Origin of the sequence: Bradyrhizobium liaoningense, assembly GCF_018130785.1 — a bacterium.
GTDB classification, from domain to species: Bacteria; Pseudomonadota; Alphaproteobacteria; order Rhizobiales; family Xanthobacteraceae; genus Bradyrhizobium; species Bradyrhizobium liaoningense_A.
Map to the genome: position 1 here is coordinate 12,425 of NZ_JAFCJT010000029.1, position 23,741 is coordinate 36,165.

The window sequence follows — 23,741 nt, forward strand, 5'->3', positions numbered from 1 at the left end:
GGAGGCGTCGCGTGAATATCGCGGATTGGCTTCGTGGTCTTGGGCTGGAGCGCTACTTGCGAGCCTTCCAAGATGCGGAAGTCACGCTCGAGGTCCTGCCAGAGCTGACCGAAGCCGACCTGCGAGAGCTTGGCTTGCCGCTCGGCCCGCGCAAGACCGTGCTGAAGGCGATTCAGGCGCTCGCTCCCTCGATCAGTCCGGCACCTGTGGAGGCTGGGGCCTCGGCTGAACAGCCTCATCTGCCGCTGCCGTCGGAAGCAGACCGGCGGCAACTCACGGTCATGTTCGTCGATCTGGTCGGCTCGACTGCGCTCGCCTCGGGACGAGATCCCGAGGAGCTGCGCGACTTGATGCAGGCCTACCACAACACGGTCACAAGCGAGATCACCCGGTTTGAGGGCCACGTTGCCAAGTTCCTGGGCGACGGCGTTTTGGCTTACTTCGGTTGGCCGCGGGCGCATGAAGATGAGGCGGAGCGTGCAGTTCGCGCCGGGCTTCGGATAACCCAGGCGGTCGCGGCCCTTACCGAGCCGAGGGGCTCAGCACTCGCCGCCCGAGTTGGCATGGCAACCGGCCTGGTCGTCGTCGGCGAACTGTTTGGGGAGGGAGAAGCTCGCGAGCGCTCCGTCATCGGTGAGACCCCGAATCTGGCCGCCCGATTGCAAGGACTCGCCGAACCCGGCGGCGTGGTCATCGCCGAGTCGACGCACCGCCTCCTTGGTGCAGCCTTCGTATACCAGGACCTGGGCGCGGTGCCTCTCAAGGGGTTCCCTGAACCGGTACGTGCATGGCTCGTCATCGGCGAAGGCGCAGCCGAGAGTCGATTCGACGCACAGCATGGGGTTTCGACAACCGCGCTGGTCGGTCGAGACCAGGAACTGGCACTTCTTTTGGATCGGTTGGAGCAAGCAAAAGAGCGAGAGGGGCAGATCGTCCTGCTTGGCGGTGAACCTGGCATCGGCAAGTCGCGCCTCGTGCGTGCGCTGCGCGATCGACTCGCTGGCGTGCGGCACACACCGCTGAGCCATTTCTGTTCGCCTTTCCATACCAACAGCGCACTCTACCCTGTCGTTGGGCTCCTTGAACGGGCCGCGGGAATACGGAGAGAAGACCCTCCCGAAGAGCAGCTCGACAAGCTCGAGGCGATGCTTGCTCTTGCGACAGATGCCGTGCACGAGAGCGCCCCGATCCTCGCGGATCTGTTGGCCATCCCGACAGGCGATCGTTACCCACCAATGGAGCTTAGTCCACACCAAAAGAAGGAGCGAACGTTCCAGGCTCTGTTGGAGCAGATACGGGGCTTAGCGGCCAAGCGGCCGGTTCTTGCGATTTACGAGGATGTCCATTGGGCCGATCCCAGCACGCTCGAACTCCTTGATCGGGTGGTGGACGAAGTGCAGCGTCTCCCAATCCTCATGGTTATTACTTTCCGATCGGAATTCGTGCCGCGCTGGACGGGGCATGGACACGTATCAGCACTCTTTTTGAGCCGGCTGGGGCGCAGGCAAGGTGCTGCGGTGGTCGACCGGATAACCGGCGGCAAACCGCTTCCACAGGAGGTGCTGGAGCAGATTTTGGCGAAGACGGACGGCGTTCCGTTGTTCGTCGAGGAGCTTACTAAGACCGTCCTCGAATCGGGACTGCTTAAGGATCGGGGGAGCTCCTATGAGCTGATGGGCCCATTGCCCCCGCTGGCGATCCCGACAACGCTCCAGGATTCGTTAATGGCTCGACTTGACCGGCTCGCACCGGTCAAGGAAGTCGCGCAGATCGCAGCCTGCATTGGGCGTGAGTTCGGACATAACCTTTTGAAAGCCGTGGCGCCGCTCGGTGAAGATGCCCTCCAGCGCGCGCTCAATGAACTCATGGAAGCGGAACTCATCTTCCGGCGTGGAGTACCCCCGGATATCGGCTACAGCTTCAAACATGCCCTAGTGCAAGACATCGCGCACGAGAGCCTCTTAAAAAACAAGCGACACCAGATCCACACTCGTATCGCCGCAGTTCTCGAAGAACATTATCCCGCCCGTGCGGAGATGGAGCCGGAAACGATAGCTTTGCATCTCACCGAAGCCGGGCTGGCAGCCAAAGCGGTCGGCTATTGGCTGCAGGCCGGCCGAAATGCCGCTGGGCGTTCCGCCAATTTTGAAGCAATCAGTCATCTCACAAACGGACTGGAGGCACTCAAAGCCTGTCCCGAAGGGCCCGAGCGGGATCGCCAAGAACTCGCACTGCAGACGGCAATTGGTGGTCCGCTGATCGCCATTCACGGATACACAGCTCCGCAGCTCGGCACCGCGTTCACCAGGGCTCACGCACTATGCGAAGAACTTGATGATGCGGATGCCTTGTTCGCCACTCTCAGCGGCAAGTTCATTTTCCACTTCGTAAGAGGCGACTACGGCGCCATGCAGAGCCTGGCTGCCCAGGCGCAGCGTGCCGCCGAGAGCACCAAGGACATGGCTCTTGAATTGGGTGCGCGTCGTTTGGCGGCCCTCGTCGCTATGCACGCCGGAGACTTCCTCACGGCGCGCTCCGAGTTCGAGATAATATTGAGGCGCTATGACCCGGGCGTACATCGGCCGCCGCCTGTGCACTATGTCCATGATCCAAAGGCCTCTGCTCTACCCTATTTGGCGATCGTGCTTTGGATGCTTGGCTACCCCGAGCAGGCCAAAAAGGCGAGCCGCGCCGCGTTTGAGTATGCTGCGGAACTGAACCAGACGAATCTCACCGCTCATGTGGCGATCTATGCCGGAGCGGGACCTGCGGAGCTGATGGGGGATGTGGCGGCTACGCATGCGCACGCGGACGCAGTCATCGATCTCGCCGATCAACACAGCTTGAATTACTGGCGCATCAGCGGCCTGGCCTTGAGGGGCTGGGCCATGGCTCAGGAGGGCGACGCGGAGAATGGCTTGGCGCTCATGCGCCAGAATCTGAAAGCGCGGGATGGACTCGGCGCCAGTTGGTACCAAGTTCGATACTTGTGCATGTTGGCATCGACGTATTTGCAACTTGGTGATGGCGATAAGGGCCTCACTGCGGTCGCAGAAGCAAAGGCCCTCGCGGCGCGCAATGATGAACGTATGTGGGCGTCGGAACTGTCGCGCATCTATGGCGAACTGCAGAGGATTTCTGGTGCTCCACCGGGCGAGGTCGAGTCTTATCTGCAGGATGCGTTGAACGTTGCTCGTCGTCAAAGCGCAAAGTCCTTGGAACTGCGCGCCGCTGTCAGCCTGGCTCGGTTTTGGCGTGATGAAGGCAGGATTGTCGAAGCGCGGACTCTCCTTGCCTCAATTTGCGGATGGTTCACGGAAGGGTTCGAAACGCCTGACCTCGTTGCCGCCAAGGCACTCACCACGGAATTGACTCAGCTTTAGTGCTTATTTCGCTTGGGTGATGCGACACTGCAGCCGCCACGACGGCTCCGAGGTGAGCATGTTCTTTTTGCACCGGATGTTCGCTCAAGAGCATGCTGGCACTGACTTCACTTCCGCTTCTGCCCCCGAGGCGGTCATTTGCGTCGGATAACACCGTAAGAGCAGGAAGGGGCTACGGAGGCAGAAGGCGTCCTATCAAGCTAACGATGCCGGCCATCGAGGCGAAGTTAACAAGCTCCATTAGGCTCACCTAACTCGGGTGGGCTGTGACCGGCGGAACCATGCGCACAGCGCCGGCACGTCGGAGGCCCGCAATCGGGATCGAGCGCGTGCTGCGGATGGATCCCGCCACCGGCGTCGCGCGCCACGCCGATGCCGGCTATGAGACTGCGATCGGTTGCGCTCGCGCAGATGGGCTCGATTTGCCGAGAAAGTAGCCACTTAGTCGTTCTGCAGCAGCTTCGGCATCATCGTCTTGGTGCCGATCATGCAGATCCCGACGGCGTCGCGCACGATCGAGTCGAGATCTGACGGGATCGGCGTCTCGTAGATGATCTTGCGGATGGCGAGATAAAATATGCGGCCGTGCAGGCCCCAGAGCAACTCGGTCTCGCGCTCGCTGAGCGGATGAACCTTTGCATCGGGTAGCTTCAATTCGTGGCGCAGCTCTGCGGCAGCCGGCTCGATGATCTCACGGCGGACTAGATCGAGATAGCGACCGGTGATGCCGAACGACTTCATGCCGGAGAACACGAAGATCCGTACCCAATTGTACTCGAACACACGCGCGACATAGTCGAGATAGAAAGCGGGTCAGTCGCGCTTCCAATGGCAGCGCGCGGTCGCGGATCAGCGCGCCCCAGTCCGGCGACCAGCGGCTGAGGTAGACTTCCTGGTAGACGCGCTCGATCAGCGCTTCCTTGCTCGGGAAGTGGCGGTAGATCCCCGAATGGGTAATGCCCATGCGCTTGGCGAGCTCGCGGGTCTGGCCCTCGAAGCCGCGCTCGGCGAAGAAGCGGATCGCCTCGTCGACGATCGCCCGCTCGCGGTCGACTGCGCGCATGTTGCGGCGCTTTGGCGCGGTCCTGCCGCCGGCCTCGGTCCGCCGCCGGGCCGGTTGTTTCGCCGTCTTCTGCGCCTTTTTCGCCATCTTGCCGCTGAACCGCAACTCCTAGCTGCCTTCTTAGCCCAAAGACGTATTTGTGAATATTCCCCGCAGAACATCGGCCGGATAATGGAACAAGGTTTGGGACATAAAAGACGGTAACGGAATCCGTAGACCATCTCGCTTAGGTTGCATTTTCTTTTTCAATTGCGATGTCGTCATCGGCTTTTGTAGCGCAGCGCCTCGACAATCAGCGAGAAAGCGGGCGAGGGCTGCCGGCGGCTGGGGTAGTACAGGTGGTATCCAGAGAACGGCGGACACCAGTCTGCAAGCACGCGGATTAGCTGGCCGTCCGAGACATAGGGCTTAACATGACCCTCTGTGAGGTAGGCCAAGCCCAAGCCCTGCAGTGCGCCGTCCAGGAGAAGACCCGCGCTGTTGAACACCAACTGGCCTTCCACGCGCACGTTGAGCTCCCGTCCATCCTTCTCGAACTCCCAAGCGTAGAGACTGCCGCCGTGCGTCGGCAGACGAAGATTGAGGCAGTTGTGCCTGGTCAAGTCTTGGGGGATCTTGGGCCGTTTCCGCTCGGCGAAGTAAGACGGCGCACCGACTACGGCCATCTGTAGGTCGGGACTTATTCGCACGGCGATCATGTCCTTGGCGACGAGTTCGCCGGGGCGGATACCGGCATCGACCTGCTGCGCCACGATGTTGGTGAGCCCGTAGTCGATGATCACCTCGACTTTGATATCCGGATACTTGGGCAAAAGCCGGCCCAGCGCGGGAAACAGAATCGCGCTTGCCGCATATTCTCCCGCCGTGATCCGTACGGTGCCTGCAGGTTTCTCGCGAAGCTCGCTGAGAGCGGCGAGATCGGCATCCATCTCCATAAATTTGGGTCCGACGTTCAGGAACAGCCGCTCCCCCGCTTGCGTCGGAGTGACGCTACGCGTCGTCCGGTTCAACAGTCGAACCCCGAGCCGCTCCTCTAGACTTCGGACGATCTGGCTTAGCGCGGATTGCGTCATGCCGAGCTGCGCCGCGGCGCGCGTAAAATTGCGTTCCCGCGCGACCGCGAGAAAGGCGACGAGATCGCTGGCGTCGTTCCGGTCCATCCATAAGCCTGTCTAATGACTGCATTAATAATCTATCACCTAATCGCGGGGGCGAGGAAGGCCTAGGTTCTGATCAGCCATCGAGCCGCGGCACGGCTCCAGAAGAAGGCAGGAACCTATGACAGCCGGAATCAAGGACAAGGTCGTGGTGGTGACCGGAGCGAGCAGCGGGCTGGGCGAGGCCACCGCGCGGCTCCTATCGGCGCAGGGTGCGACCGTCGTGCTCGGCGCCCGCCGGGCGGATCGCCTCCAGGCACTGGCGAAGGAGATTGAGGGGCGCGGCGGCAAGGCCTTGACTCTGGAAACGGACGTGACCCACCGCGAACAGGTGAAGGCGCTCGTCGACGCAGCAGTGCAGACCTATGGCCGCGTCGACGTCATGATCAACAACGCCGGCCTAATGCCTCAGGCGCCCCTCGAGGAACTGAAGGTCGACGAGTGGGATCGGATGATCGACGTCAACCTCAAGGGAGTGACGTACGGCATCGCCGCTGCGCTTCCGCACATGCAGCGGCAGAAATCCGGTCATTTCGTCAATGTCTCGTCCGTCGCCGGACACAAGGTCGGCCCTGGGTTCGCCGTCTACGCGGCGACGAAGTTCGCCGTGCGCGCGCTGTCGGAAGGCCTGCGGCAAGAGGTCAAGCCCTACAACATCCGGACGACGGTGATTTCGCCGGGCGCGGTGGCGACTGAGCTTCCGAATACCGTCAGCGACCCTGCCGCCGCCGAGCGCCTGCGCGGCTTCTATGCGCAGGTCGCGGTGCCGGCCGACTCGTTCGCGAGAGCGGTAGCGTTCGCGCTGGGCCACCCCCCGGAAGTCGACATCAACGAGATCCTATACCGACCCACCAGGCAGGAGCTGTAAGGCTATGTCAGTCACGACCATGCAGGAGCCTGCTTCGGCGCCCGGTCTCACGGCGACCTTGCTGCCCACCATGGGCGTGGTGTTCGTAGCCTTTCTCGTCATCGGCGCGGCGATGCCCGTGCTTCCTCTCCATGTGCACAACGGGCTAGGCTTCGGCACGTTCGTGGTGGGTCTGGTCGCCGGCAGCCAGTTCGCGGCATCGTTGATCTCCCGACCGTGGGCGGGGCATTTCTCCGATGCGCGCGGAGCCAAGCGCGGGGTCGTCGCCGGCTTACTGGCGGCGGCCGCCGCGGGACTGCTCTATCTGCTCTCGTTCGGTTTCAGCAACTCTCCGCTGATTTCGGTCGCGGTCCTCCTTTCGGGCCGCGCTCTGCTCGGCGGAGCCGAAAGCTTCATCATCACGGCAGCGGTGAGTTGGGGACTGGCGCTCGCGCATTCGAGCAACACCGGCAAGGTCATCGCTTGGGTCGGGTCGGCCATGTTTGCGGCCTTTGCGATCGGTGCGCCGACCGGCTCAGCTCTGTATGCGGCCCACGGCTTCGCGGCGATCTCGATGGCCACCACGTTGGCTCCGCTCGTCGCGCTGCCGCTGGTCGCTCTTCTGCCTGCCGTTGCGCCGGCGAAGCACGCGCGGGCCTCGTTCGTCGAAGTGATAGGTGCCGTCTGGGTGCCCGGACTGGGATCAGCGCTCGGCTCGGTGGGCTTCGGCGCCGTGACCACGTTCGTCACCTTGCTGTTCGCGGCGAGGGGGTGGGCTAACGGATGGTCAGTCTACACCGCCTACGCGGTCGCCTTCATCCTGGCGAGGTTGTTCTTCAGCCATCTCGCCGACAGAATCGACGGCGCGAAGGTCGCACTAGTCTGCGCCGCAATAGAAGCCGTCGGCCAGGCACTGATCTGGCTGGCAGTCCGTCCCGAGATGGCGCTCGCCGGCGCGGCGCTCACCGGCTTCGGCTTCTCGCTGGTTTATCCAGGCTTCGGCGTCGAAGCGGTCCGCCGCGTGCCGGCCCAGAGCCGGGGTCTGGCCATGGGCGCCTACACCGCGTTCCTCGATCTCGCCCAGGGCCTCGCCAGCCCGGCGCTCGGTCTGATCGCGGCCGGGTCGAGGCTAAACGTCCTGTTTCTCGTCAGTTCGGCCACCGTGCTGTGCGCTTCGCTCGTCGCTTGGTGGCTGATCGCGAACCCCTCGACCTTGGAAGGATCCCCGCAATGAGAACGCTTGCAGCCACTTTGATCTCACTCTGCCTGTTCACCGGCGCGGCCGTTGCGCAGGCACCTACCCAAGGAGCAAACGCCATGCCCAAGCCCGAAGATGTTCGCGCTGTCGCGCCGGCGCTCGAAAGCTACGCGCAGAAATTCCTAGTCGATGATTTATGGAAGCGGCCCGGGCTATCCCGCCGTGATCGCGGCATCGTCACGGTGGCCGCGCTGATCGCCCGCGACCAGACCGTCGAACTGCCGCGCTACCTGGCGCTCGCACTCGACAACGGCGTGAAGCCGTTCGAGATATCGGAGATCATCACGCATCTGGCGTTCTACACCGGCTGGCCGAACGCGATGGATGCGATCCCCGCAGCGCGGGACGTTTTCAAGAGCCGCAACATCGGGGCCGACCAGCTCCCGCCGGCGACGGGGCCGCAGCTCCCGCTCGACGAGGTGGCGGAGAAGCAGCGGGCCACGCGGGTCGGAGAGCAGTTCGGCCAGATCACCCCGAGCCTCGTCCAGTACACGACCGACGCGCTGTTCCGCGATCTCTGGCTCAGGCCGTCGCTCGCGCCCCGCGACCGCAGCCTCGTCACAGTGAGCGCTCTCATAGCGACCGGTCAGGTCGCGCAGATCACCTATCACCTGAACCGTGCGATGGACAACGGACTGACGCGCGACGAGGCCGGCGAGGTGCTGGGCCATCTCGCCTTCTACGCTGGCTGGCCTAACGCATTCTCGGCGGCGCCGGTGATCAAGGACGTCATCGAAAAACGGCGGCAGTAGGTGAAGGCTCGCGAAACGGAGTTGCCGACGAGATCGCGACGTACCGTCTTGAGTTGCGCGGCTGCGGTCGCCGCGGCGGCCGTCGCGGCGCCGGCCGACGCCGGACGTGAACTGGTGACGTTTCCGGAATGCTACGCCGACGGCGTGCACTACGCCACGGTCAACCGCGGTGGCATCCGCGAAGAGATCTTCGCGACACCGGCGGCGGTAGAAGCGGCGAAGACCGGTCAGCCTCTGCCGAGTGAGTGGAACGGTGATCACCCTGGAAGATTACCGGGACGGGCAGCTCTACCGATACGTCGTGCTCGAAAAGCGCGCGGGTTGGGGCGCGGAGTATCGAGGAATCTGTCTCGGTCGGGGTCGAAGACGTCGAGCCGAAGGACTGGGCGAGTCAAGTCTACGGCCCGGACATCGTCGACAAGCCCGAGACCATCTTCAGGAAGCCCGGTTACGACCTCGCTGAACGGAGGAAGTGATGATCACCCGTAGAGGCGTGCTCATCGGCGGTAGCGCCGCCGCTTTGATCAATGTGGGCCAATCATCGGCGCAGACGACCGGCCCTTTGAAGGAGTTTCGCATGGACATGGATATCAAGAGAAATGGGTCGCGACCCTCGCAGAAGGGATCGAGCGAATGGTTCACCGGCGAGGTCCGCATCGACCCGCTCTTCTCGGCTCCGGATCCGGCTCGCGCCGGCGCTGGTCAGGTCACGTTCGAGCCTCGCGCCCGGACGGCCTGGCACACGCATCCGCTCGGGCAAACACTGATCATCACGGCGGGCCTCGGCTGGGTGCAGCGCGAGGGGGGGCCGGTCGAGGAGGTTCGCCCCGGCGACGTCGTGTGGTTTCCGCCTGGACTGAGGCACTGGCATGGCGCTTCGCCGACCACGGCGATGACCCACATCGCCATCCAGGAATCCGTCGGCGGCAAGAACGTTGATTGGCTAGAGAAGGTAAGTGACGATCAGTACCGGAAGTGATGTGCGGTCGCTGTAGAATGAGTTCCGAACCGGCCCAAGGAGCAGCGCATGGCGATCGTCTTCATCACCGGTAGCACGGACGGTCTCGGCCGGGCGGCGGCGCTATCGCTCCTCGACCAGGGCCACCGAGTGGTGCTGCATGCGAGGTCGACCGATCGCGTCACCTCGCTCGGCGAACTCGCGTCGCGCTGCGAGGGGGTGGTAGTTGGGGACCTGCAGAGTGGCGCCGAGGCGAGAGGCATCGCTGATCAGGTGAACGCGATCGGGCGCATGGATGCGGTCATCCACAACGCCGGCGTCTACACGCAGCGGAGCCGCGGTTCGACGCCGGAAGGCCATGCCGTCACGTTGGCGATCAACACCCTTGCGCCGTACATGCTGACCGCGCTGATCGAACGCCCGGCCAGGCTGATCTATCTCAGCAGCGGGCTTCATCGCGGCGGGGCAGGCTCGCTTAATGACCTCGACTGGACGAAACGGTCTTGGGATTCGGCAAAGGCATACGCCGAGAGCAAGCTGCACGCTGTCGCGTTGGCATCCGCGCTGCCGAGGCGATGGCCCCGTATCTTGAGCAACGCCGTCGATCCCGGCTGGGCGCGTACAAAGATGGGCGGCGCCGGGGCTCCGGTCGATGTCCAGACTGGTCAAGCGACCCAGAGCTGGCTGGCCGTGGGCGACGACCCAGCGGCGTTGGTCAGCGGGCGCTACTGGCATCACATGCAGCAGCAAGAGCCGGCCGGCGAAGCGGTGGATCCCGGTTTTCAGGACGAACTCATCGAAAAGCTGGGCGAGATGACGGGCGTGGAACTTCCGCGTTCCTAGAGGAAGGCCGTCAAAATTCCTCGCGGAGGCCCTTGAAAAAGGCGTGCCGCACTTTGCGCTCGGCCGACTTGGCCCAATACATGACCTCCGCGAGCAACTTCGGTTGGACCCAGATGTCTTGTGGGCGATCCGCTTCACGTAGGGCTGTGTCATCCGGATCCGTGGCTTCAGTCGTCTCTGAAGTTGGGCGACGGAGCCCTTGTCGAAGCCAGTCGGCATGAAGCCGCTTCTCAATGCCTCCCGAATGCGGGGAACGCCCATGGAGCCGGTTACGTAATACTCAAGAAGCGCAGCCCGGCCATTCGATCAGTAAATTGCTACACAATCAAATCGTGAGTCGCATGGAGATCGGCGTGCCATAAGTGATCGTGGTGCGCATCTGAAATATCAATGCCGTCAGCATCCTGGACCGGCGCCGGCCCCTCGCTCGCAACAGCATGCTGACCATCTCCATAGGCTTTTCCATTTCCGTGGCTCAGTTGCTGAAGGTCATACATGCCCGAAGACGTACTGTCGGCGCCACTCTTAAAATGAAAGGAATCGCCAAGGTCGGTGCCAACCCCTGATTTGGCCTGATCTGCGTTGTCGGAAGGGCCGCCCTTTCCTTCAGTCTTCTTCAATGCCGAATGTGCGTCGTTGGCAGAATTGACGGACGCCATTGGTATATCATGCTCCGGTTTGCCAGTATCTAGATCCCCTGCCTGTGGATGCTGTGTGTGTTGCTTGCCGGCCGCGGAGCCATCTTCAAAATTCTGCAAATGGCCGTGCGCATGTTCGCGATTCGAAACTTCTCCCGGAACCTCATGCTTGGCATGCCCCTTGGCGGCCACGGAGCCGTTTTCGGATTCTTGGGGTGACTTCTGAGTTTGACCATGATTTGAACCGTCTGCCGAGGCCCCATGCTTGGCGTGCCCCTCGGCGGCTCCGGAGCCATTGTCTGACTCCTGCAGGGGCTTTTGCGATTGACCGTGATTTAAACCGTCTGCCGCGCTTTCATTTTTGGCGTGCCCCCTGGCCGCGCCGGAGCTGTGGTCGGACTCATGCAGGGCCTTCTGCGATTGACCGTAATTTAAACCGTCTCCCTCATTCTTGGCGTGCCCCTTGGAAGCGCCGGAGCTGTGGTCTGACTCATGTAGGGTCTTCCGCGATTGACCGTTATTTAAATCGTCTCCCGGGGCGTCACGCTTAGCGGCTTCGGAGCTGTCGTCGGAAGTGCGCAAATCGGATTGCGATAGACCCTGATTTGTCCCGTTGTCCCGGCCTGTCTGCGTTGGGTCATGCTTCGCGGCTTCATTCGCGGCCGCCGCAACAACATCAACGGTCCCGGAACCTCGGGGAATAGGAGTTTCTCGGTCACTGCCGCCATCCTCCGCATAGGCATTGCCGACATAAAGCTCGCTGCCGTGTGTGGCGATTGAATCGCGTTGGGCGAACTCGAATGCGAACGTCCCATCGTACACGGCTGTGCCGCCGAAATTTGCGAAGCCGGGGAATACGGATGACACTCCGTTGGCGTCACTTGATGAAGTGACAATGTCATCGCCGAAATCGAACGCCTGCGCGGCGTGGTTGGCACCATCGAGCTCGTAGATCAAGGTGGCGAAAGCTGCAACCATGAAGATGCTGTAGCTGCTCGAAGCCGGCCTCGGTGCGTTCAGTGCTGCCTGCGCAAATTGGCTCGCTGCAATCTCGGCCACGGGCTCAGCGAGTTTGCCGGTAGGCGATGACGTTCCGGTTGCGGCGCCGGCGCGGTCCTTGCTCGCGCCTCTGGCCGGGGTGCCACCCGATATTGCTTCCTTCTGGCTGATTTTAATGGTGACGACTTCCGCGCAGCCGTTTGCGGTCATGACCGTAAAACTCCCGGTTGCGGCGTGACCGGGCGAATCTTCCAACGCTGCAAGGATCGCACCCGCCAGAATGCTCATCGCGCCATAACGGCGCGACAGTGCCAGCGCGGCGAGCTCCGTCCGGCTGTTGGTTCCGAGCTTCTGCCGCGCGTGATCGATGTGAATCCTGACGATCTCCAGAGAGACACCGAGGACCTGAGCAATTTCACTGTCCGACAAACCTTCGGCGACGAGATCCATGATCGTCCACTCGTTGACGGTCAAAAGCGCCATAACGTTATTGCCGAACGAGGCGATTCCATTAGCTTCGTTACCGACCCTCGCCAGGTCTGACCCCGGTTTTTCCAGCCTCAGGGACTGTACCAGCGCTTCTGGTTGGGCGTTCATCGAAATCGCGCCGCAGGCGCCGGTCGCCAGTGCCCTAGCAAGATCGCTGCAGGCGATAGTAGCAGTGAAGAACACCAGCCGGGAACAAAGGGCTTCGTCATCCACGACGGCGAGAATGTCGGAGGCGGTTACATCGGTGAAACCGTCGTCCAGTAACACCACATCGGGTGTCAAACTGCGAATGGCCGTGAGGCAACTAGCTCCATCAAGACAGCACGCAACCACTTCGAAATCGGGCTGCGCTTCGAGCAGCGATGCGAAGCCCTGCAGAACAATGGGACGTCGATCTGCTATCACAAGTCGAACGCGACGCATGGGCTTCCTTCGCTCGGCCTCGCAACACAACGCGAAAAGCGGCGATGTAACTCCGCTCGGCCGGTTGCGTTCCAAATTGTCAGGATGAATTCGTGCGGATGCAATCAGTTCGTCGAAATAGCTCCCTGTGGCTCTCCCTTTTACGTCGCGCGTCAGAGGTCGTGCCGCGCCAAGTGCGCAGGGAAAGCAGGACTCCCTCCGACATGGCTGTTGCGCGAGAATTGCCGAAACAGGATCCCAGTCGATGACCCTTCACCGCTGCAAATTGATCGCGACTGCAATCCGGACGAGGTCGGAGTGATTTTTAGCGCCGAGCTTGGACTTCAGCATGGAGGTCGTGTTGGCAACGGTCTTATAGGAGATGCCGAGTTCGGACGCGACTTCTAAGATGCGGTCGCCACGACCCAAAAGCCTCAGGATCTCGAGTTCGCGTGGGCTCATCTGCGTCAAAGGACTGGCCTTTATCGCCCCGCCCGCGAAGGTCGTCGCTTCCGTAAGACGCGGTGAGACGAAGCGCTCCCCGGCTGCAACCATTCGGATGGCCTTGGCCAGGAGCCGAGGATCATCGCTCTTCGAGACATATCCCTGAATGCCCATCTCCACAGCGCGCACAACGAACGCCGGATCCTCACTCACGCTAAACATGACTATTTTGGCGGCCGGATCACCCCTGCGGATTCGCCGGGTCAACTCGAAGCCGGTAAGATCGGGAAGGCTCACGTCAACGACGGTGACGTCGGGATGCTTCTGCAAGTACGCACGGTGGCCGTCCTTTGCACTGGAAGCCTCCAGGATCTCAACGGAAGGGTCCGACGTGAACAAAGCCCGGCAGCCGGTCACGACAACGGGATGGTCGTCGACGATCAATACCCGCATGTTGATCTGGTCCTCATTAGCACGTTGTCACTTCCTCCAGTTGGGGAGAACGTCGCGAGCACTGTAATGGTTCAAATATCTGAGCGGGACGTCGAGCGAACCGACCGAGGAGCACGAATTGCAAAAGATCTGGAATCTTCTTCCCTTCGGCAGAGGCTGCTGCTTCCGATACTATGATGATCCCGAGCGCCCTGGTGTCCGGTGGACGGCGTTTCTCGTGTTCTCTCCTGATCAGTTTGAGTACGAAAAAGAACAGGAATCGGGGCCCCACGTGCGGTCGCGAGAGCCCTCAATGGAGCCCTTGAGGCTTCGCAATCCGGAGCAGATGCTGGACGCCTTTGGCAGTGGGCTTGGTAAGCCAAACTCGAGGGCGACAATTTGCAATCGAGACCGCAATGATGCGCGCAAGACTCCCGGTATGAAATTCGGCCGTGGGTTGGCCGGGATGTCGAAGCCCATTAGGGCGCTCGACGGCAAGCTCCAATTTGCACGCGAAGACGAGCGCACAATCGTGCGCTGCAGTCTGCCGATCAGACGTTCCCGGGAACTAAATGGGAGCATAACCGGCGGTTTATACACCATTCAAGTCTCGGGGCCTAACGAGACCCTTCCACCGGGACAACTGTGAGTTGGACCATGTCGGGTTTGGGAGCTGACTTCGATCCCATTGGAATCGTGATTGATTGGTTGGATACATGCCGCGAGCGCCGCTTGGAAGACTTGCTATCGCTCTATGCAGATCTGGCTACTCTTGATTGCTGCAGCGGAGAACGGTTCGTCGGGCAGGCCGGCCTGCTTTGCTATTGGGAGGCCGCATTCGAACTGGACGAAGTCCATCCGGAGCCGGAAGGTGTTCGGCTCGACTACCGAGATTACAACGGCAGCGCTGTGAGCACGAAATTCTGGTTCGACGCCGAAGGCAGTATCACCAGAACGCTTTGCGTACCTCTCCCCGGTGCGAGATCGAGGGCTGCGTAGCGATAGGGGGCGAAGCAAGCGATCTCCGACGACCAGCGCCGGCCGCTTCCGGAGGCGAACTGGATCGCTACGATCCAGCACGGTCTGCCGAAGGATCTATTTCGGCCGTCCTATGAGCCTGGTTCGTACCTGGCCTTTCTTGGGCGGCTGACGGCCGACAAGGGCCCCGAAGACGCGATGCGCATCGCACGTGCTGCCGGCCCTCCGCTGCGGATCGCCGCCAAGATACCGCGCGCGGAGACGGCTTACTTCCAGAAGAAGCTCGAACCGAACATCGACGGCGAGAAAATCGAGCTCGTCGGCGAAGTCGACGAGGCGCGGAAGCAACCGTTTCTCGCCGGCGCCAGGGCCCTGCTGTTTCCGATCGATTGGCCCGAGCCGTTCGGCCTCGTCATGATCGAGGCGATGGCCTGCGGGACGCCCGTCATCGCTTACCGCTCCGGCTCGGTGCCGGAAGTGGTGGAGGACGGCGTGACCGGCTTCATCGTCGAGAACGCCGCGGAGGCGATCGAGGCTGTGAACGATCTCGGCCGTCGAGATAGAAGAGCCGTCCCCGCCCGGTTCGAGGAGCGCTTCGTCGCGAGCCGGATGGCGCGGGAGTACGAAAGCCGGTATCGCGAGTTGATCACGCGCGCGACGCCGTCTCGAAGGTAGGCGCGCTCCGATGAGGAGGGCGGGCTCCGCAGGCTCCAAAGACGTCTCCTGAATTCGCTAATCGCGAATCCTTCACTGAACTCCCAGAGTCGAGCGCTGCATCGGGAACAAGCAGAACCTCCTCGCGTTGTGGAGCGCGGCATCCGACCGGACGCCGACGTCACTGGAGGAGATAGAAGATGAAAAGCGTTCTTGCCGTCGCTCTGCTTGGCGCGGCCGTGATCGGCGGCGCTGCGTTCGCGCAATCCACGCAGCCGGCCGATCGCGCCGCTACCGCGACCACGGGCCAGCCGGCTCATGCGCAGATGGCTCTCAAGGGAAGCTGGCGCGCCTCGAAGCTGATGGGTCTGAACGTCTACAACGAGGCCAACGAGAAGCTCGGCGACATCAACGAACTGCTGGTCGACAAGAGCGGCAAGATCGAAGCCGTGGTGATCGGCGTCGGCGGCTTCCTGGGAATGGGCGAGCATGATATTGCCGTCTCCATGGACAAGTTGAAGTTCGTCGAGGAGCCGGTCCGGACTACCTCCAGCGGCAACTCGACTGCGCGTGACACGACCACCGGCGCCGCTTCCACGAACACCACCCACCGCAACACGAACGATTGGGTGCCTGACCACGCCGTCATGAATGGCAACAAGGAGCAGTTGAAGGCGCTGCCGCAGTTCAAATACTCAGACTACAATTAGGCAAGCAAACGCTCGCGGAAAAGGGACCCCACGGGCCCCTTTTTTGCGCATACGCAACCACGGAAATCCAAAGAAAACGGCCCGCCCGGGTTCGCCGGACGGGCCGCTTTAGCGTCAATCCGCTCAGTGCATGTGAATCAAGAAATAGCCGAGACCGCCAACAACGAAAACGGCGGGAACGGCCCACAAGATCAATACGGGCATGTGCTCCTCCGAACGATTACATCGGGGCAACGGACGCCTGGTGTTTACTGTTCAGTACAGACCTTCGTGGTCTTCACGGCGGACTCGGCTTCGGTCTTGGTCTTGTACACGCCGTCTCCTACGACGGTGGTGGTCGTGGTCGTCGGCTTGGTGTCGACGACGGTGCACTTCTTGGTGCTCGCGTCGCGGACGATGTAGAACTCTGCGGCGCTGGCTGCCTGTGTGCCGAGGGCGAAAGCGGCAAGAGCGCCGCATACGATCAGCTTCTTCATGATGTCCTCCTCCAATGGCGTTAAGTAGTCACTGCCAACGACACGCCCAGTTAGAAGTTCCACTTATTCCCGAGCGTAGATGGACAGTGTGCTATCGGGGCGGTCGCAGCAGGGGCTGTCTTTGGAGCGCGTTTCGAGACGGGAGCAGAGACTGATTACCGAATTATCCCGATTTGGAACTCACCATGCCACCGCGTGTTATCGGGCGACCAAATTGGGAGGTTTTCAGATGAACAAGCCTTTATTCTTAGCCACGACCGCCGCAGTTGCGATCGCAACGTCGGCGTTCGCGCAGTCGTCGCCCAGCACTTCGAGCTCGAATCCGCCGACGACGCAGCGGCAGGAGTCCACATCCACGACGACGCCGTCATCATCGTCCACGACAACGTCGTCCAGCTCGTCAGGGCAGGCCACGAATCCTTCGACAAATTCGACCCAGACACAGCAGCCGTCCTCGACGGGTCAAAACGCTGCGAATCCGACTTCCAATTCCAGCACCGGCACAAACGCCTCGCAGGCGCCGACCTCGAGCCAGGCCCAGACCAACCAGCCCTCCAATCAGACCACTACGCCTTCGAACCGGGCGCAGACCAATCCTCCGTCGAACACGAACGCCCAGTCGCAGAGCACCAATCCGCCCGCCTCGGGCACCAACCAGGCGCAGTCGCCGACGGGCAGCGGTTCGACCAACACGGCGCAGCAGCCAAACGACCGGCAGAACACGGCGGATCGCTCTTCGAACAGCAACGTGAACGCGTCGGTGAACGTCAACGATCAACAGCGGACCCGCATCAGCGCGTCGATCTCGCACCTGAACGTGCAGCCCCTCGCCAACGTGAACTTCTCGCTCTCGGTCGGCACGGCCGTGCCGCGCGACGTCCGTCTGCAGCCGCTGCCGACGGAGGTAGTCGAGATTGTGCCGCAGTATCGGGGCTACGACTTCGTCCTGGTGAAGGACGAGATCGTCATCGTAGAACCGTCCAGCTACAAGATCGTGGCGGTCATGCCGTATTCGGGTCGCTCCACGGCTGCCGCCCCGGCACGAACCGAGCAGCGCAAGGTCACCTTCAGCGATCGCGACCGTGAGGTGATCCGCAAGCAGGCCAAGGCGCGCCCCGTCGAGCGCGAGCGCCGCACGACCGGCAGCACCGTCCGCACCGAGATCCGGACCGGCGAGCGTGTGCCCGAAGGCGTGGAGATCGAAGCGTTTCCGGAGGAAGTCTATCGGGATGCTCCGACCTTGCGCGAGTACCGATACATCAACCGGGACAGCCGCACCTACATCGTCGAACCCCATGAGCGTCGCATCATCGAAGAGATCGACTGATCTCGCTACGGAAAGGAGAACATCCATGAAGACCATCGCACTGGGACTGTTCGCGGCCTCCCTCCTGGGATCGGCTGCGATCGCCGCTCCGCTCAATCCGACCGCCCCAGGCCCGACCGGGCTTTCCTCTGGAACGGAGCAGGTCCGGCTCGTCTGCAACGAGTACGGCCGTTGTTTCCGGACCCGCGGCCCGCGCTACGTTCAGCGCTACTACGGCGACGACGACGCCTACGTCGCGCGCCGCAGCTACGGCCACTACGGCGGACCCGGCTACTACGACCGCGGCTACGGCTACTACGGCGGCGGGCCGAGCATCGGGTTCAGCTTCGGTACCCGGAGCTGGTGAGTAAGACAAGGGCCGCTCTCCGAGCGGCCCTTTCGCTGGTAATCTACGGTGAAAAGATGTCCGCTCTTGCGAAGCTGATGGTACAGAAAGAGCAATTGCTGGCCGGCTCGAAGTCGATTCCGCCCCGAACGAGCGCGCCGAAATCCAAGCTCTGCTCGCCAAGATCGAAACCGCTCTTAATCTGCTTGAGCCACAGGGCGCTCCTCTGACGAGCGGCAGATAGCGATACTCAATCAGCATTTGAGGCGAGGATGATAATGCGATTAGTTGCCAACTTGGCTATCTCGCCTTCCTACATCGTTTGCGCCGAGGACGCTCCTATCCGATAGACGCCTTCGACGGTGCGTGGCACTTGATCTTCGAGACACGGTCCGGATCTTGCGATCCAAGCTACAATTTCGACGTGAACATCTCGAAGGGCAACATCTCTCATCCCAACCTTGTCAAATTTCGGGGCGCGTATCGAAGGCCGGCGCGGTGCGTGCTTCTGTAACGGTTCAGGATAAACATGCCGCGGGTGCCGGCAGATTGGAGCCGACAAGCGGATCGGGAACTTGGAGTGGCTATTCCGGCGCAGCCAAATGTAGCGGGATCTGGAAAGCGACCAAGGTCTAGGAGGACCTCAGAAGTATGGAAAAGGGTGGACGCATCCCGCTCGATAGAAAGCTGGCGGAGCTGGTGGGTTGCGATTGGCAGACGGCCGCCGAGATTCAGCGCATTTCGGGCGGAGAAACGCTGGAAGTTGCGAAGACACTCGACCGGCTGTGGGAGGGCGGGCTCATTGAGCGGGAAACGCTGGACATAGGCATCGGCGCGCGGCGCAAAGGTGGAGGGGCACAATTGCGACGCATCAGGTATAGGCGCAAAATATCGAAACCATAACGATCTCGTTTCAGCACCGGGAGCTGTCGCGCGACGGTGCCGTCGGCGGCCTGTCATCGGCGAGAGGCCAAGGTGGGCGCACCGGTAGGCGCCCGCGCCGGGTCCATCAGGCCAGCCTGCAATTCCGCGCGCCTCTCCGCCACAGCATGATCGAAAAGTTCGAGGGCCAGGGCAAAGGCAGCCAGGTCCTCTTGTTCGATGGCCCCCTCGTCGAAACAAGTGAGGGCTTCCTTGATGATGGCGTCGACCTCGCGTTGAGTGGCCGCGAACTCACTTTCGGATTGAACGGCGCGAATCTCGGAAGCCGCGGCAAGGATCCGGTTGCGATGGACGATGTTTTCGTCCCGTTCGTCCCGGTTGAGATAACGACGCAGCCATGCAGCGGCCGAGCCGATGCCTGACAGCAGCAACAAGGTGAACCAAATGTAGTCGCTATATTTGTCCAGGAATGTCCGTTCCGTGCCGTTGATGACGGCGGCTGCGCCGCGGTGCACGGACGGCTCGGCCTCCTTTTCGGTCTCCGGCTTGGTGATATGGGCGGCGCCGGCGGCATGCTGTGTGATGGTATCCCGGACCGCGAAAAGCTGCCGATAGAAGGCCGCCGCCTTGGCTTCGGAAAGCACTTTTCTGGCCAGGATCAAGTGGCTGACAGCGATCGTATCGACCTTTTCCTCGGGCCATGCCGGTTTCGCGTTGAAGACGCCGGGCGGAAGCTCGTCGGCCTCATAGCGCGAGTGCTTCAACGCGATGGCCTCAGATGCGTCGATCGGGAGGAACTTCGGCGTGCCGCGCGTGCGGGCTGTCGCCGCGATCGCGTCGGCTGTGATCTTGCTGTCGAGCGGACCCACGGCCAGGTACGCTTCGATAGTGCGATCTTGCGCGAGTTTTTCGATCTCGTCCGTGCCGAACTGCGCCACGCCGACCTTGTCCGGCTCCACGCCGGACCCATCGAGGATAACCCGCAAGACCGACGCGTTTGCTGCAGTCCTACCTATGACGCCGACCTTGCGACCGGCAAGATCTGGTATTTCAGCGATCTTTGCAGCGGTCTTCTTTTTCGCGACCTTGCCGCCTGGTCCGGAAAATGACCATAGGACGACGTAGTTCTTGCGCAGCACAGCGAGCGTTTGCGCGTCCGAAGGCATGCTCAGATCAGCGGGGCCGACCGCGAGCTCGGCCTTGCCATTGCCGAGCAGGGCGAGCGATTCGGCTGCCCCAGCGGTCGTTATCGGGGACAGCATCACGGTACGGCTTTCGTCGGCGAACGCCTCGGCCATGGCCTTTACCACCGCATGGTCTTCGCTGCCGGTCGGTCCCACGGCGACCCGAAGCGTCGTGGGCTGCAGGACGTAATAGAGAGCTCCGCCAGCGGCCAGAAAGACCGCGAATCCAACGGCTAGGACCAGCAGCAAGGAGCGGGTCTTTCGCCGCTGAATATCTTGTCTATTGCTGCCACTGGAGGAGGACATTTGCTCTCCGATGCTCCGCTTTCTGCGCGTCCTGCGTCCCAGCTCTCTACCGGGAACTTGCGGACCTCCGAGCCGTTCCCGAACCGGCGCACTTCTTGGATGTACGGACAATAGGCGTCCAGCCTAGAGGGACGGTAGACCATGAAAGACAGAAGGAAGCCGAATTCGCGCGGTGTCGCCAGGCGCGACCCTTCCCCCGAACCTCACCACGCCCAGCACCCCGCATTTGAACGGAGGGCCCATTTTTGCCGACGACAGCACATGCCGCCTCAGACCGGCTCGGAAGCGGTCGATGAGGACGCAGGGCGTCCGGAGCCCGGTCAGCTCTACGACCGCCGTCGTTCCGAACTCGATCAACGTCCCGAGCGGCATCCGCTCGAGGTCCAAGCCGGCGGTGGTAATGTTCTCGCCGAGTTCGCCCGGTCGGACCTTGAAGCCATCCGCGAAAAGGGTTGCGAAGAGCTCGGACGGGATCAGGTGGACCTGCCGCAGATTTGGGAGGCGGGGCTGGTGACGGGCCAGATAGCGGTGCCGGACGAACGCGCCGGCGTGGGCATCACCTTCCACGCCATGGCCTTCCACCAGCACTATGTGGTCCTCTGTCGGTTTGCTGAAGTGGTGCCCGCGATCAGCGGCGACCGCCACCACCCTTCCTTCGAGCGAGAGGTCGTGCGCGTGCGACATCAGGCCGCCCTTGCGAGCGAGCGCCGCTTCTGTCGGAAGTAGCGCGTGATCTCCGGCAACGTCATCGCGTTCAGGATCCGGTCCGGTGGTACGCCGCCCTTGCGCGCCATCTCGACGCCCCAGTGCATGTGATCGAGCTCGTCGACGGAATGGGCATCGGGGTTGATGCTCATCATGCAGCCGAACTCGAGGGCCGAATGGTGCCAGCGCCCAGTCGAGGTCGAGCCGCCATGGATGGGCATTGATCTCCACGACAACGTCGTGTTTGGCGCAGGCGCGCAGCACCTTCTCGACGTCGATTTCGTAGCCCGGCCGCCGCTGAAGCTGCCGCTCGGTCATATGGCCGATGATGGACGTGTGACGATCGGCAACGGCGCGCAGCAGGCGCTGCGTCTGCGCCTTTCGGTCCAGCTTGAAGCGACCGTGGATGCTGGCGACGACGAAGTCGAAGCGTTCAAGCACCTCATCGTCGTAGTCGAGCGAGCCGTCGGCCAGAATGTCCGACTCGATGCCCTTGAGGATCCGGAAATCCTTGCCGAAGTGCCTGTTCAAGCGGTCGGCTTCCAGGTGCTGCTGCGCGATCTCCTCTACGGAAAGACCGCCGGCATAGTGCGCAGATTTGGAATGGTCGGCGACCCCGAAATACTCGAACCCGCGCTGGCGGATCGCTTTAGCCATCGTCTCGAGGGTCTCGGTGCCGTCCGAGGCGTCTGTGTGGCAGTGAAGGATTCCGAGCAGGTCATTGTCGGTGACCAGCTTCGGTAACTTGCCTTTCAGGGCCAGCTCGATCTCTTCCCGCCCTTCCCGGAGCTCCGGATCGATGAAGGGAAGGCCGAGCGCGCGATAGATGTCGGATTCGTCACTGGAGACCAAGGTGCGGCCCTTGTGCAAGCCGTCGGCCTCCAAACGTATTCCTTTCTCGGCGGCTAAGGCTTGGAGCCGCTCGAGGTGCGCGGCGGAGCCGGTGGCGAAGAGAAGGGCGGCCCCGAAGTGTTTGCGGTCGGACAAGCGGATCCGCAGTCCGTCGGTCGCAGGCGGCTCCGACATCTTGGCGCGCTTGGAAACTTCCGCAACGATCGCGAGGTCGCCGACGAGTTCGCAGCCTCGGCGGAAGTCGCCGGCGATTGTCACGCGCTTGAGTTCGGGTCGGGCCTTGCGAAGTGAGTCCTTGGCGTGCGCGAGCAGGGCGGCAGCACGGTGCAAGTGAAGGCGGCCTTCTCCGCTTTTCGCGATGGCCAGGCTCAGTAGGAACTTGGTCTGGAGCGCAGCGCCGAGCCCTCTAGCCTTCTTGATGCGGGCGTCCTTCGCGGCAGCCTCGAGTTCGGCGAGCGAGGCAATGCCCAAATCCTTGTGGAGGCGGATCACCTTGTCCGGCCGCAGTCCTGGCACCGCCAACAACTGCAGAACGCCGGCCGGGATCTCGTTTTGCAGCTTCTCGAGGCTCGGATGCGTCCCGGTCCGATGGAGCTTGGTGATGATGTCGGCGATGGCTTCGCCCACGCCGGGCACTTCGGTGAGGCGACCCTCGTCGACGAGAACGTCGAGAGGGAGGGCGAGAGCTGCCAGGCTGTCCGCGGCGCGCGCGTAGGCCTTCGCCCGGTAAGGATTGCCGCCGCGCAACGCGGTCCGCTGCGCGTACTCGCGCAGGAGACCTGCTACGGTGCGAGCGTCGAGGCAGGCCACTCAACGAGCCTCCTGTCCAGCACGATGAGCAGTCGTTGCAGCAAAGTGATTTCGAGCGGTTGGCTCGTCGTTGGGCCGACTATCCAGAGATCTCTCGAGCTTCTGCGCGGCCCGGAAGTCTTCCAGGTGCTGCGGGTTAGGGCCATAAGCCGCCTCCTTCTTGAGGAGGTTATAGATTTGGCCGGCCACAAACTGCAGAGACTTCATCCTGCCCTTCGGCATCGATCGCGCCTTGCAGAGAGCCCGGACGGCGTACGCCCGGAAATAGTCGAATGCGTCTGACATGGTCAGTCAACGCCTGTTCTCGACTATAGTTCGGTCGCACGCGGCCTTCTCAAAGGTCCTCGCGGAGCCCGAACCGGACCGATAATTGACCGGCTGCTCGCTTGCACCGACTTCGTGAGGGCTCCCGACCGTATTGAGTTTGGTGAGTTCAAGCGCGAGTGTCTCGCCCATTTCAGGAACGACGACGCGATCGAGCGGGCCGTGAAGTACGCAAATCCGGACGGGAACGCAGCCTGAGCGAGCTTCAGGTCGTGCCCTACAATATTCCGCGCAAGAGCGTTGCGGGCTACTGCCCCGAATGCAATGGGCTGATCCCACTGTGGCACTATGCCGAAGGCAGTAAGGTGCCCGCGGCGAAGTCCGTTCCGGTGCGCCTGTTCAAGGATATCGTTCCGGAGATCATCGAGGGCGGCGAGATTCCGATCTCGACGGGTTGAGCCCGGCTGCCGAGCCAATGGCCTTCTCGTCGTCGATAGGCCCCGAGCTCGCCATTGGCGCCACAGGTGAACAGAAACTTCGACGGTCCTTCCGAATTGAACCGTCATCGACTTAATGATTGGAGTTCGGGATGAAGATCGGATT

At 62.1% G+C, this 23,741-nt stretch carries 21 protein-coding genes and 4 pseudogenes; 14 read left to right on the forward strand and 11 right to left on the reverse strand.

Going from position 1 to position 23,741, the window contains the following annotated elements; genetic code table 11:
• The first annotated feature begins 11 nt into the window (after nt 1-11).
• Together JQ627_RS34035 and JQ627_RS34040 are read left to right on the forward strand one after the other, a co-directional pair.
• Nucleotides 12-3,383 carry an adenylate/guanylate cyclase domain-containing protein gene (locus JQ627_RS34035; RefSeq protein WP_212488728.1) on the forward strand — a complete coding sequence of 1,124 codons (3,372 nt, stop codon included), beginning with the start codon at nt 12-14 and terminating at the stop codon, nt 3,381-3,383.
• Between the two features lie 266 nt (nt 3,384-3,649).
• Nucleotides 3,650-3,820, forward strand: a complete 171-nt coding sequence (locus tag JQ627_RS34040; RefSeq protein ID WP_312015831.1) for a hypothetical protein — start codon at nt 3,650-3,652, stop codon at nt 3,818-3,820.
• Nucleotides 3,821-3,824: 4 nt separating this feature from the next.
• Here the strand turns inward: JQ627_RS34040 and JQ627_RS34045 are convergent.
• Both JQ627_RS34045 and JQ627_RS34050 read right to left on the reverse strand, forming a co-directional pair.
• A pseudogene (locus JQ627_RS34045) lies at nt 3,825-4,446 on the reverse strand (TetR/AcrR family transcriptional regulator).
• Between the two features lie 260 nt (nt 4,447-4,706).
• On the reverse strand, nt 4,707-5,606 hold the full coding sequence (locus tag JQ627_RS34050) for a LysR family transcriptional regulator (RefSeq protein ID WP_212488729.1): 900 nt from the start codon (nt 5,604-5,606) through the stop codon (nt 4,707-4,709).
• A 118-nt stretch (nt 5,607-5,724) separates the two neighbouring features.
• Here JQ627_RS34050 and JQ627_RS34055 point away from each other — a divergent pair, with 118 nt between their 5' ends.
• The 5 genes from JQ627_RS34055 (at nt 5,725) to JQ627_RS34075 (ending at nt 10,261) form a co-directional block, all read left to right on the forward strand.
• Nucleotides 5,725-6,471, forward strand: a complete 747-nt coding sequence (locus JQ627_RS34055; protein WP_212488730.1) for an SDR family oxidoreductase — start codon at nt 5,725-5,727, stop codon at nt 6,469-6,471.
• Nucleotides 6,472-6,475: 4 nt separating this feature from the next.
• Nucleotides 6,476-7,684, forward strand: a complete 1,209-nt coding sequence (locus JQ627_RS34060) for an arabinose transporter (RefSeq protein ID WP_212488731.1) — start codon at nt 6,476-6,478, stop codon at nt 7,682-7,684.
• Nucleotides 7,681-8,460 (forward strand): carboxymuconolactone decarboxylase family protein, encoded by a 780-nt coding sequence (locus JQ627_RS34065; protein WP_212488732.1) that lies wholly within the window; start codon nt 7,681-7,683, stop codon nt 8,458-8,460. Before JQ627_RS34060 ends, JQ627_RS34065 begins: the two co-directional genes overlap by 4 nt.
• Before the next feature lie 583 nt (nt 8,461-9,043).
• The gene (locus tag JQ627_RS34070) at nt 9,044-9,439 is read left to right on the forward strand and encodes a cupin domain-containing protein (RefSeq protein WP_212488767.1); all 396 of its coding nucleotides are present in this window, start codon (nt 9,044-9,046) and stop codon (nt 9,437-9,439) included.
• Nucleotides 9,440-9,487: 48 nt separating this feature from the next.
• The gene (locus JQ627_RS34075; protein ID WP_212488733.1) at nt 9,488-10,261 is read left to right on the forward strand and encodes an SDR family NAD(P)-dependent oxidoreductase; all 774 of its coding nucleotides are present in this window, start codon (nt 9,488-9,490) and stop codon (nt 10,259-10,261) included.
• 10 nt (nt 10,262-10,271) lie between these two features.
• Here JQ627_RS34075 and JQ627_RS39855 read toward each other — a convergent pair whose 3' ends face one another.
• The 3 genes from JQ627_RS39855 to JQ627_RS34085 form a co-directional block, all read right to left on the reverse strand.
• The gene (locus JQ627_RS39855; protein WP_409363835.1) at nt 10,272-10,496 is read right to left on the reverse strand and encodes a hypothetical protein; all 225 of its coding nucleotides are present in this window, start codon (nt 10,494-10,496) and stop codon (nt 10,272-10,274) included.
• A gap of 82 nt (nt 10,497-10,578) precedes the next feature.
• Complete coding sequence (locus JQ627_RS34080) at nt 10,579-12,810, reverse strand: LuxR C-terminal-related transcriptional regulator (protein WP_212488734.1); 2,232 nt, start codon at nt 12,808-12,810, stop codon at nt 10,579-10,581.
• A 252-nt stretch (nt 12,811-13,062) separates the two neighbouring features.
• Nucleotides 13,063-13,686, reverse strand: a complete 624-nt coding sequence (locus tag JQ627_RS34085) for a response regulator transcription factor (RefSeq protein ID WP_212488735.1) — start codon at nt 13,684-13,686, stop codon at nt 13,063-13,065.
• Nucleotides 13,687-14,322: 636 nt separating this feature from the next.
• Between JQ627_RS34085 and JQ627_RS34090 the strand changes: the two genes are divergently transcribed.
• The 3 genes and pseudogenes from JQ627_RS34090 to JQ627_RS34100 all read left to right on the forward strand — a co-directional run bounded on the left by JQ627_RS34090 (nt 14,323) and on the right by JQ627_RS34100 (nt 16,007).
• Nucleotides 14,323-14,664 carry a nuclear transport factor 2 family protein gene (locus tag JQ627_RS34090; RefSeq protein WP_212488736.1) on the forward strand — a complete coding sequence of 114 codons (342 nt, stop codon included), beginning with the start codon at nt 14,323-14,325 and terminating at the stop codon, nt 14,662-14,664.
• A gap of 18 nt (nt 14,665-14,682) precedes the next feature.
• Nucleotides 14,683-15,318 (forward strand): annotated as a pseudogene (locus JQ627_RS34095) (glycosyltransferase family 4 protein); the annotation flags it as partial.
• A gap of 179 nt (nt 15,319-15,497) precedes the next feature.
• On the forward strand, nt 15,498-16,007 hold the full coding sequence (locus tag JQ627_RS34100; RefSeq protein WP_028153980.1) for a PRC-barrel domain-containing protein: 510 nt from the start codon (nt 15,498-15,500) through the stop codon (nt 16,005-16,007).
• A 248-nt stretch (nt 16,008-16,255) separates the two neighbouring features.
• Here the strand turns inward: JQ627_RS34100 and JQ627_RS34105 are convergent, their stop codons facing one another.
• The 3 genes from JQ627_RS34105 to JQ627_RS39715 all read right to left on the reverse strand — a co-directional run bounded on the left by JQ627_RS34105 (nt 16,256) and on the right by JQ627_RS39715 (nt 17,254).
• A complete protein-coding gene (locus JQ627_RS34105) occupies nt 16,256-16,483 on the reverse strand; it encodes a hypothetical protein (protein ID WP_038959943.1) in 228 nt (75 codons plus the stop codon).
• A gap of 225 nt (nt 16,484-16,708) precedes the next feature.
• Nucleotides 16,709-16,897 carry a hypothetical protein gene (locus JQ627_RS39710; protein WP_312015832.1) on the reverse strand — a complete coding sequence of 63 codons (189 nt, stop codon included), beginning with the start codon at nt 16,895-16,897 and terminating at the stop codon, nt 16,709-16,711.
• 144 nt (nt 16,898-17,041) lie between these two features.
• A complete protein-coding gene (locus JQ627_RS39715) occupies nt 17,042-17,254 on the reverse strand; it encodes a hypothetical protein (RefSeq protein WP_312015833.1) in 213 nt (70 codons plus the stop codon).
• Between JQ627_RS39715 and JQ627_RS39720 the strand changes: the two genes are divergently transcribed.
• The 3 genes from JQ627_RS39720 (at nt 17,244) to JQ627_RS34120 (ending at nt 19,038) form a co-directional block, all read left to right on the forward strand.
• Nucleotides 17,244-17,810 carry a DUF1236 domain-containing protein gene (locus tag JQ627_RS39720; protein ID WP_312010644.1) on the forward strand — a complete coding sequence of 189 codons (567 nt, stop codon included), beginning with the start codon at nt 17,244-17,246 and terminating at the stop codon, nt 17,808-17,810. The two genes, JQ627_RS39715 and JQ627_RS39720, sit on opposite strands and share 11 nt — an antisense overlap.
• A 25-nt stretch (nt 17,811-17,835) precedes the next feature.
• Nucleotides 17,836-18,156 carry a hypothetical protein gene (locus JQ627_RS34115; protein ID WP_212488737.1) on the forward strand — a complete coding sequence of 107 codons (321 nt, stop codon included), beginning with the start codon at nt 17,836-17,838 and terminating at the stop codon, nt 18,154-18,156.
• 630 nt (nt 18,157-18,786) lie between these two features.
• Nucleotides 18,787-19,038, forward strand: coding sequence for a hypothetical protein (locus tag JQ627_RS34120; RefSeq protein WP_212488738.1), 252 nt, complete (start codon nt 18,787-18,789; stop codon nt 19,036-19,038).
• A gap of 53 nt (nt 19,039-19,091) precedes the next feature.
• On the opposite strand, the gene JQ627_RS34125 is transcribed toward JQ627_RS34120, so the two are convergent.
• The 3 genes and pseudogenes from JQ627_RS34125 to JQ627_RS34135 all read right to left on the reverse strand — a co-directional run bounded on the left by JQ627_RS34125 (nt 19,092) and on the right by JQ627_RS34135 (nt 22,874).
• Nucleotides 19,092-20,507, reverse strand: coding sequence for a TAXI family TRAP transporter solute-binding subunit (locus tag JQ627_RS34125; protein ID WP_212488739.1), 1,416 nt, complete (start codon nt 20,505-20,507; stop codon nt 19,092-19,094).
• Nucleotides 20,508-20,630: 123 nt separating this feature from the next.
• Nucleotides 20,631-21,191 (reverse strand): MOSC domain-containing protein, encoded by a 561-nt coding sequence (locus tag JQ627_RS39860; protein ID WP_212488740.1) that lies wholly within the window; start codon nt 21,189-21,191, stop codon nt 20,631-20,633.
• Nucleotides 21,191-22,874 (reverse strand): annotated as a pseudogene (locus JQ627_RS34135) (PHP domain-containing protein). The gene JQ627_RS39860 and the pseudogene JQ627_RS34135 overlap by 1 nt, the downstream one beginning before the upstream one ends.
• 503 nt (nt 22,875-23,377) lie before the next feature.
• Here JQ627_RS34135 and JQ627_RS34140 point away from each other — a divergent pair.
• Nucleotides 23,378-23,596 (forward strand): annotated as a pseudogene (locus JQ627_RS34140) (hypothetical protein); the annotation flags it as partial.
• Nucleotides 23,597-23,741 lie beyond the last annotated feature (145 nt).

What these genes read in the sequence shown, in the direction of transcription:
- JQ627_RS34050 (WP_212488729.1), bottom strand. Translation starts at nt 5,606, where the DNA reads ATGGACCGGAACGACGCCAGCGATCTCGTCGCCTTTCTCGCGGTCGCG.
- JQ627_RS34055 (WP_212488730.1), top strand. Translation starts at nt 5,725, where the DNA reads ATGACAGCCGGAATCAAGGACAAGGTCGTGGTGGTGACCGGAGCGAGC.
- JQ627_RS34060 (WP_212488731.1), top strand. Translation starts at nt 6,476, where the DNA reads ATGTCAGTCACGACCATGCAGGAGCCTGCTTCGGCGCCCGGTCTCACG.
- JQ627_RS34065 (WP_212488732.1), top strand. Translation starts at nt 7,681, where the DNA reads ATGAGAACGCTTGCAGCCACTTTGATCTCACTCTGCCTGTTCACCGGC.
- JQ627_RS34070 (WP_212488767.1), top strand. Translation starts at nt 9,044, where the DNA reads ATGGATATCAAGAGAAATGGGTCGCGACCCTCGCAGAAGGGATCGAGC.
- JQ627_RS34075 (WP_212488733.1), top strand. Translation starts at nt 9,488, where the DNA reads ATGGCGATCGTCTTCATCACCGGTAGCACGGACGGTCTCGGCCGGGCG.
- JQ627_RS34080 (WP_212488734.1), bottom strand. Translation starts at nt 12,810, where the DNA reads ATGCGTCGCGTTCGACTTGTGATAGCAGATCGACGTCCCATTGTTCTG.
- JQ627_RS34085 (WP_212488735.1), bottom strand. Translation starts at nt 13,686, where the DNA reads ATGCGGGTATTGATCGTCGACGACCATCCCGTTGTCGTGACCGGCTGC.
- JQ627_RS34090 (WP_212488736.1), top strand. Translation starts at nt 14,323, where the DNA reads ATGTCGGGTTTGGGAGCTGACTTCGATCCCATTGGAATCGTGATTGAT.
- JQ627_RS34100 (WP_028153980.1), top strand. Translation starts at nt 15,498, where the DNA reads ATGAAAAGCGTTCTTGCCGTCGCTCTGCTTGGCGCGGCCGTGATCGGC.
- JQ627_RS34105 (WP_038959943.1), bottom strand. Translation starts at nt 16,483, where the DNA reads ATGAAGAAGCTGATCGTATGCGGCGCTCTTGCCGCTTTCGCCCTCGGC.
- JQ627_RS34115 (WP_212488737.1), top strand. Translation starts at nt 17,836, where the DNA reads ATGAAGACCATCGCACTGGGACTGTTCGCGGCCTCCCTCCTGGGATCG.
- JQ627_RS34120 (WP_212488738.1), top strand. Translation starts at nt 18,787, where the DNA reads ATGGAAAAGGGTGGACGCATCCCGCTCGATAGAAAGCTGGCGGAGCTG.
- JQ627_RS34125 (WP_212488739.1), bottom strand. Translation starts at nt 20,507, where the DNA reads ATGTCCTCCTCCAGTGGCAGCAATAGACAAGATATTCAGCGGCGAAAG.
- JQ627_RS39860 (WP_212488740.1), bottom strand. Translation starts at nt 21,191, where the DNA reads ATGTCGCACGCGCACGACCTCTCGCTCGAAGGAAGGGTGGTGGCGGTC.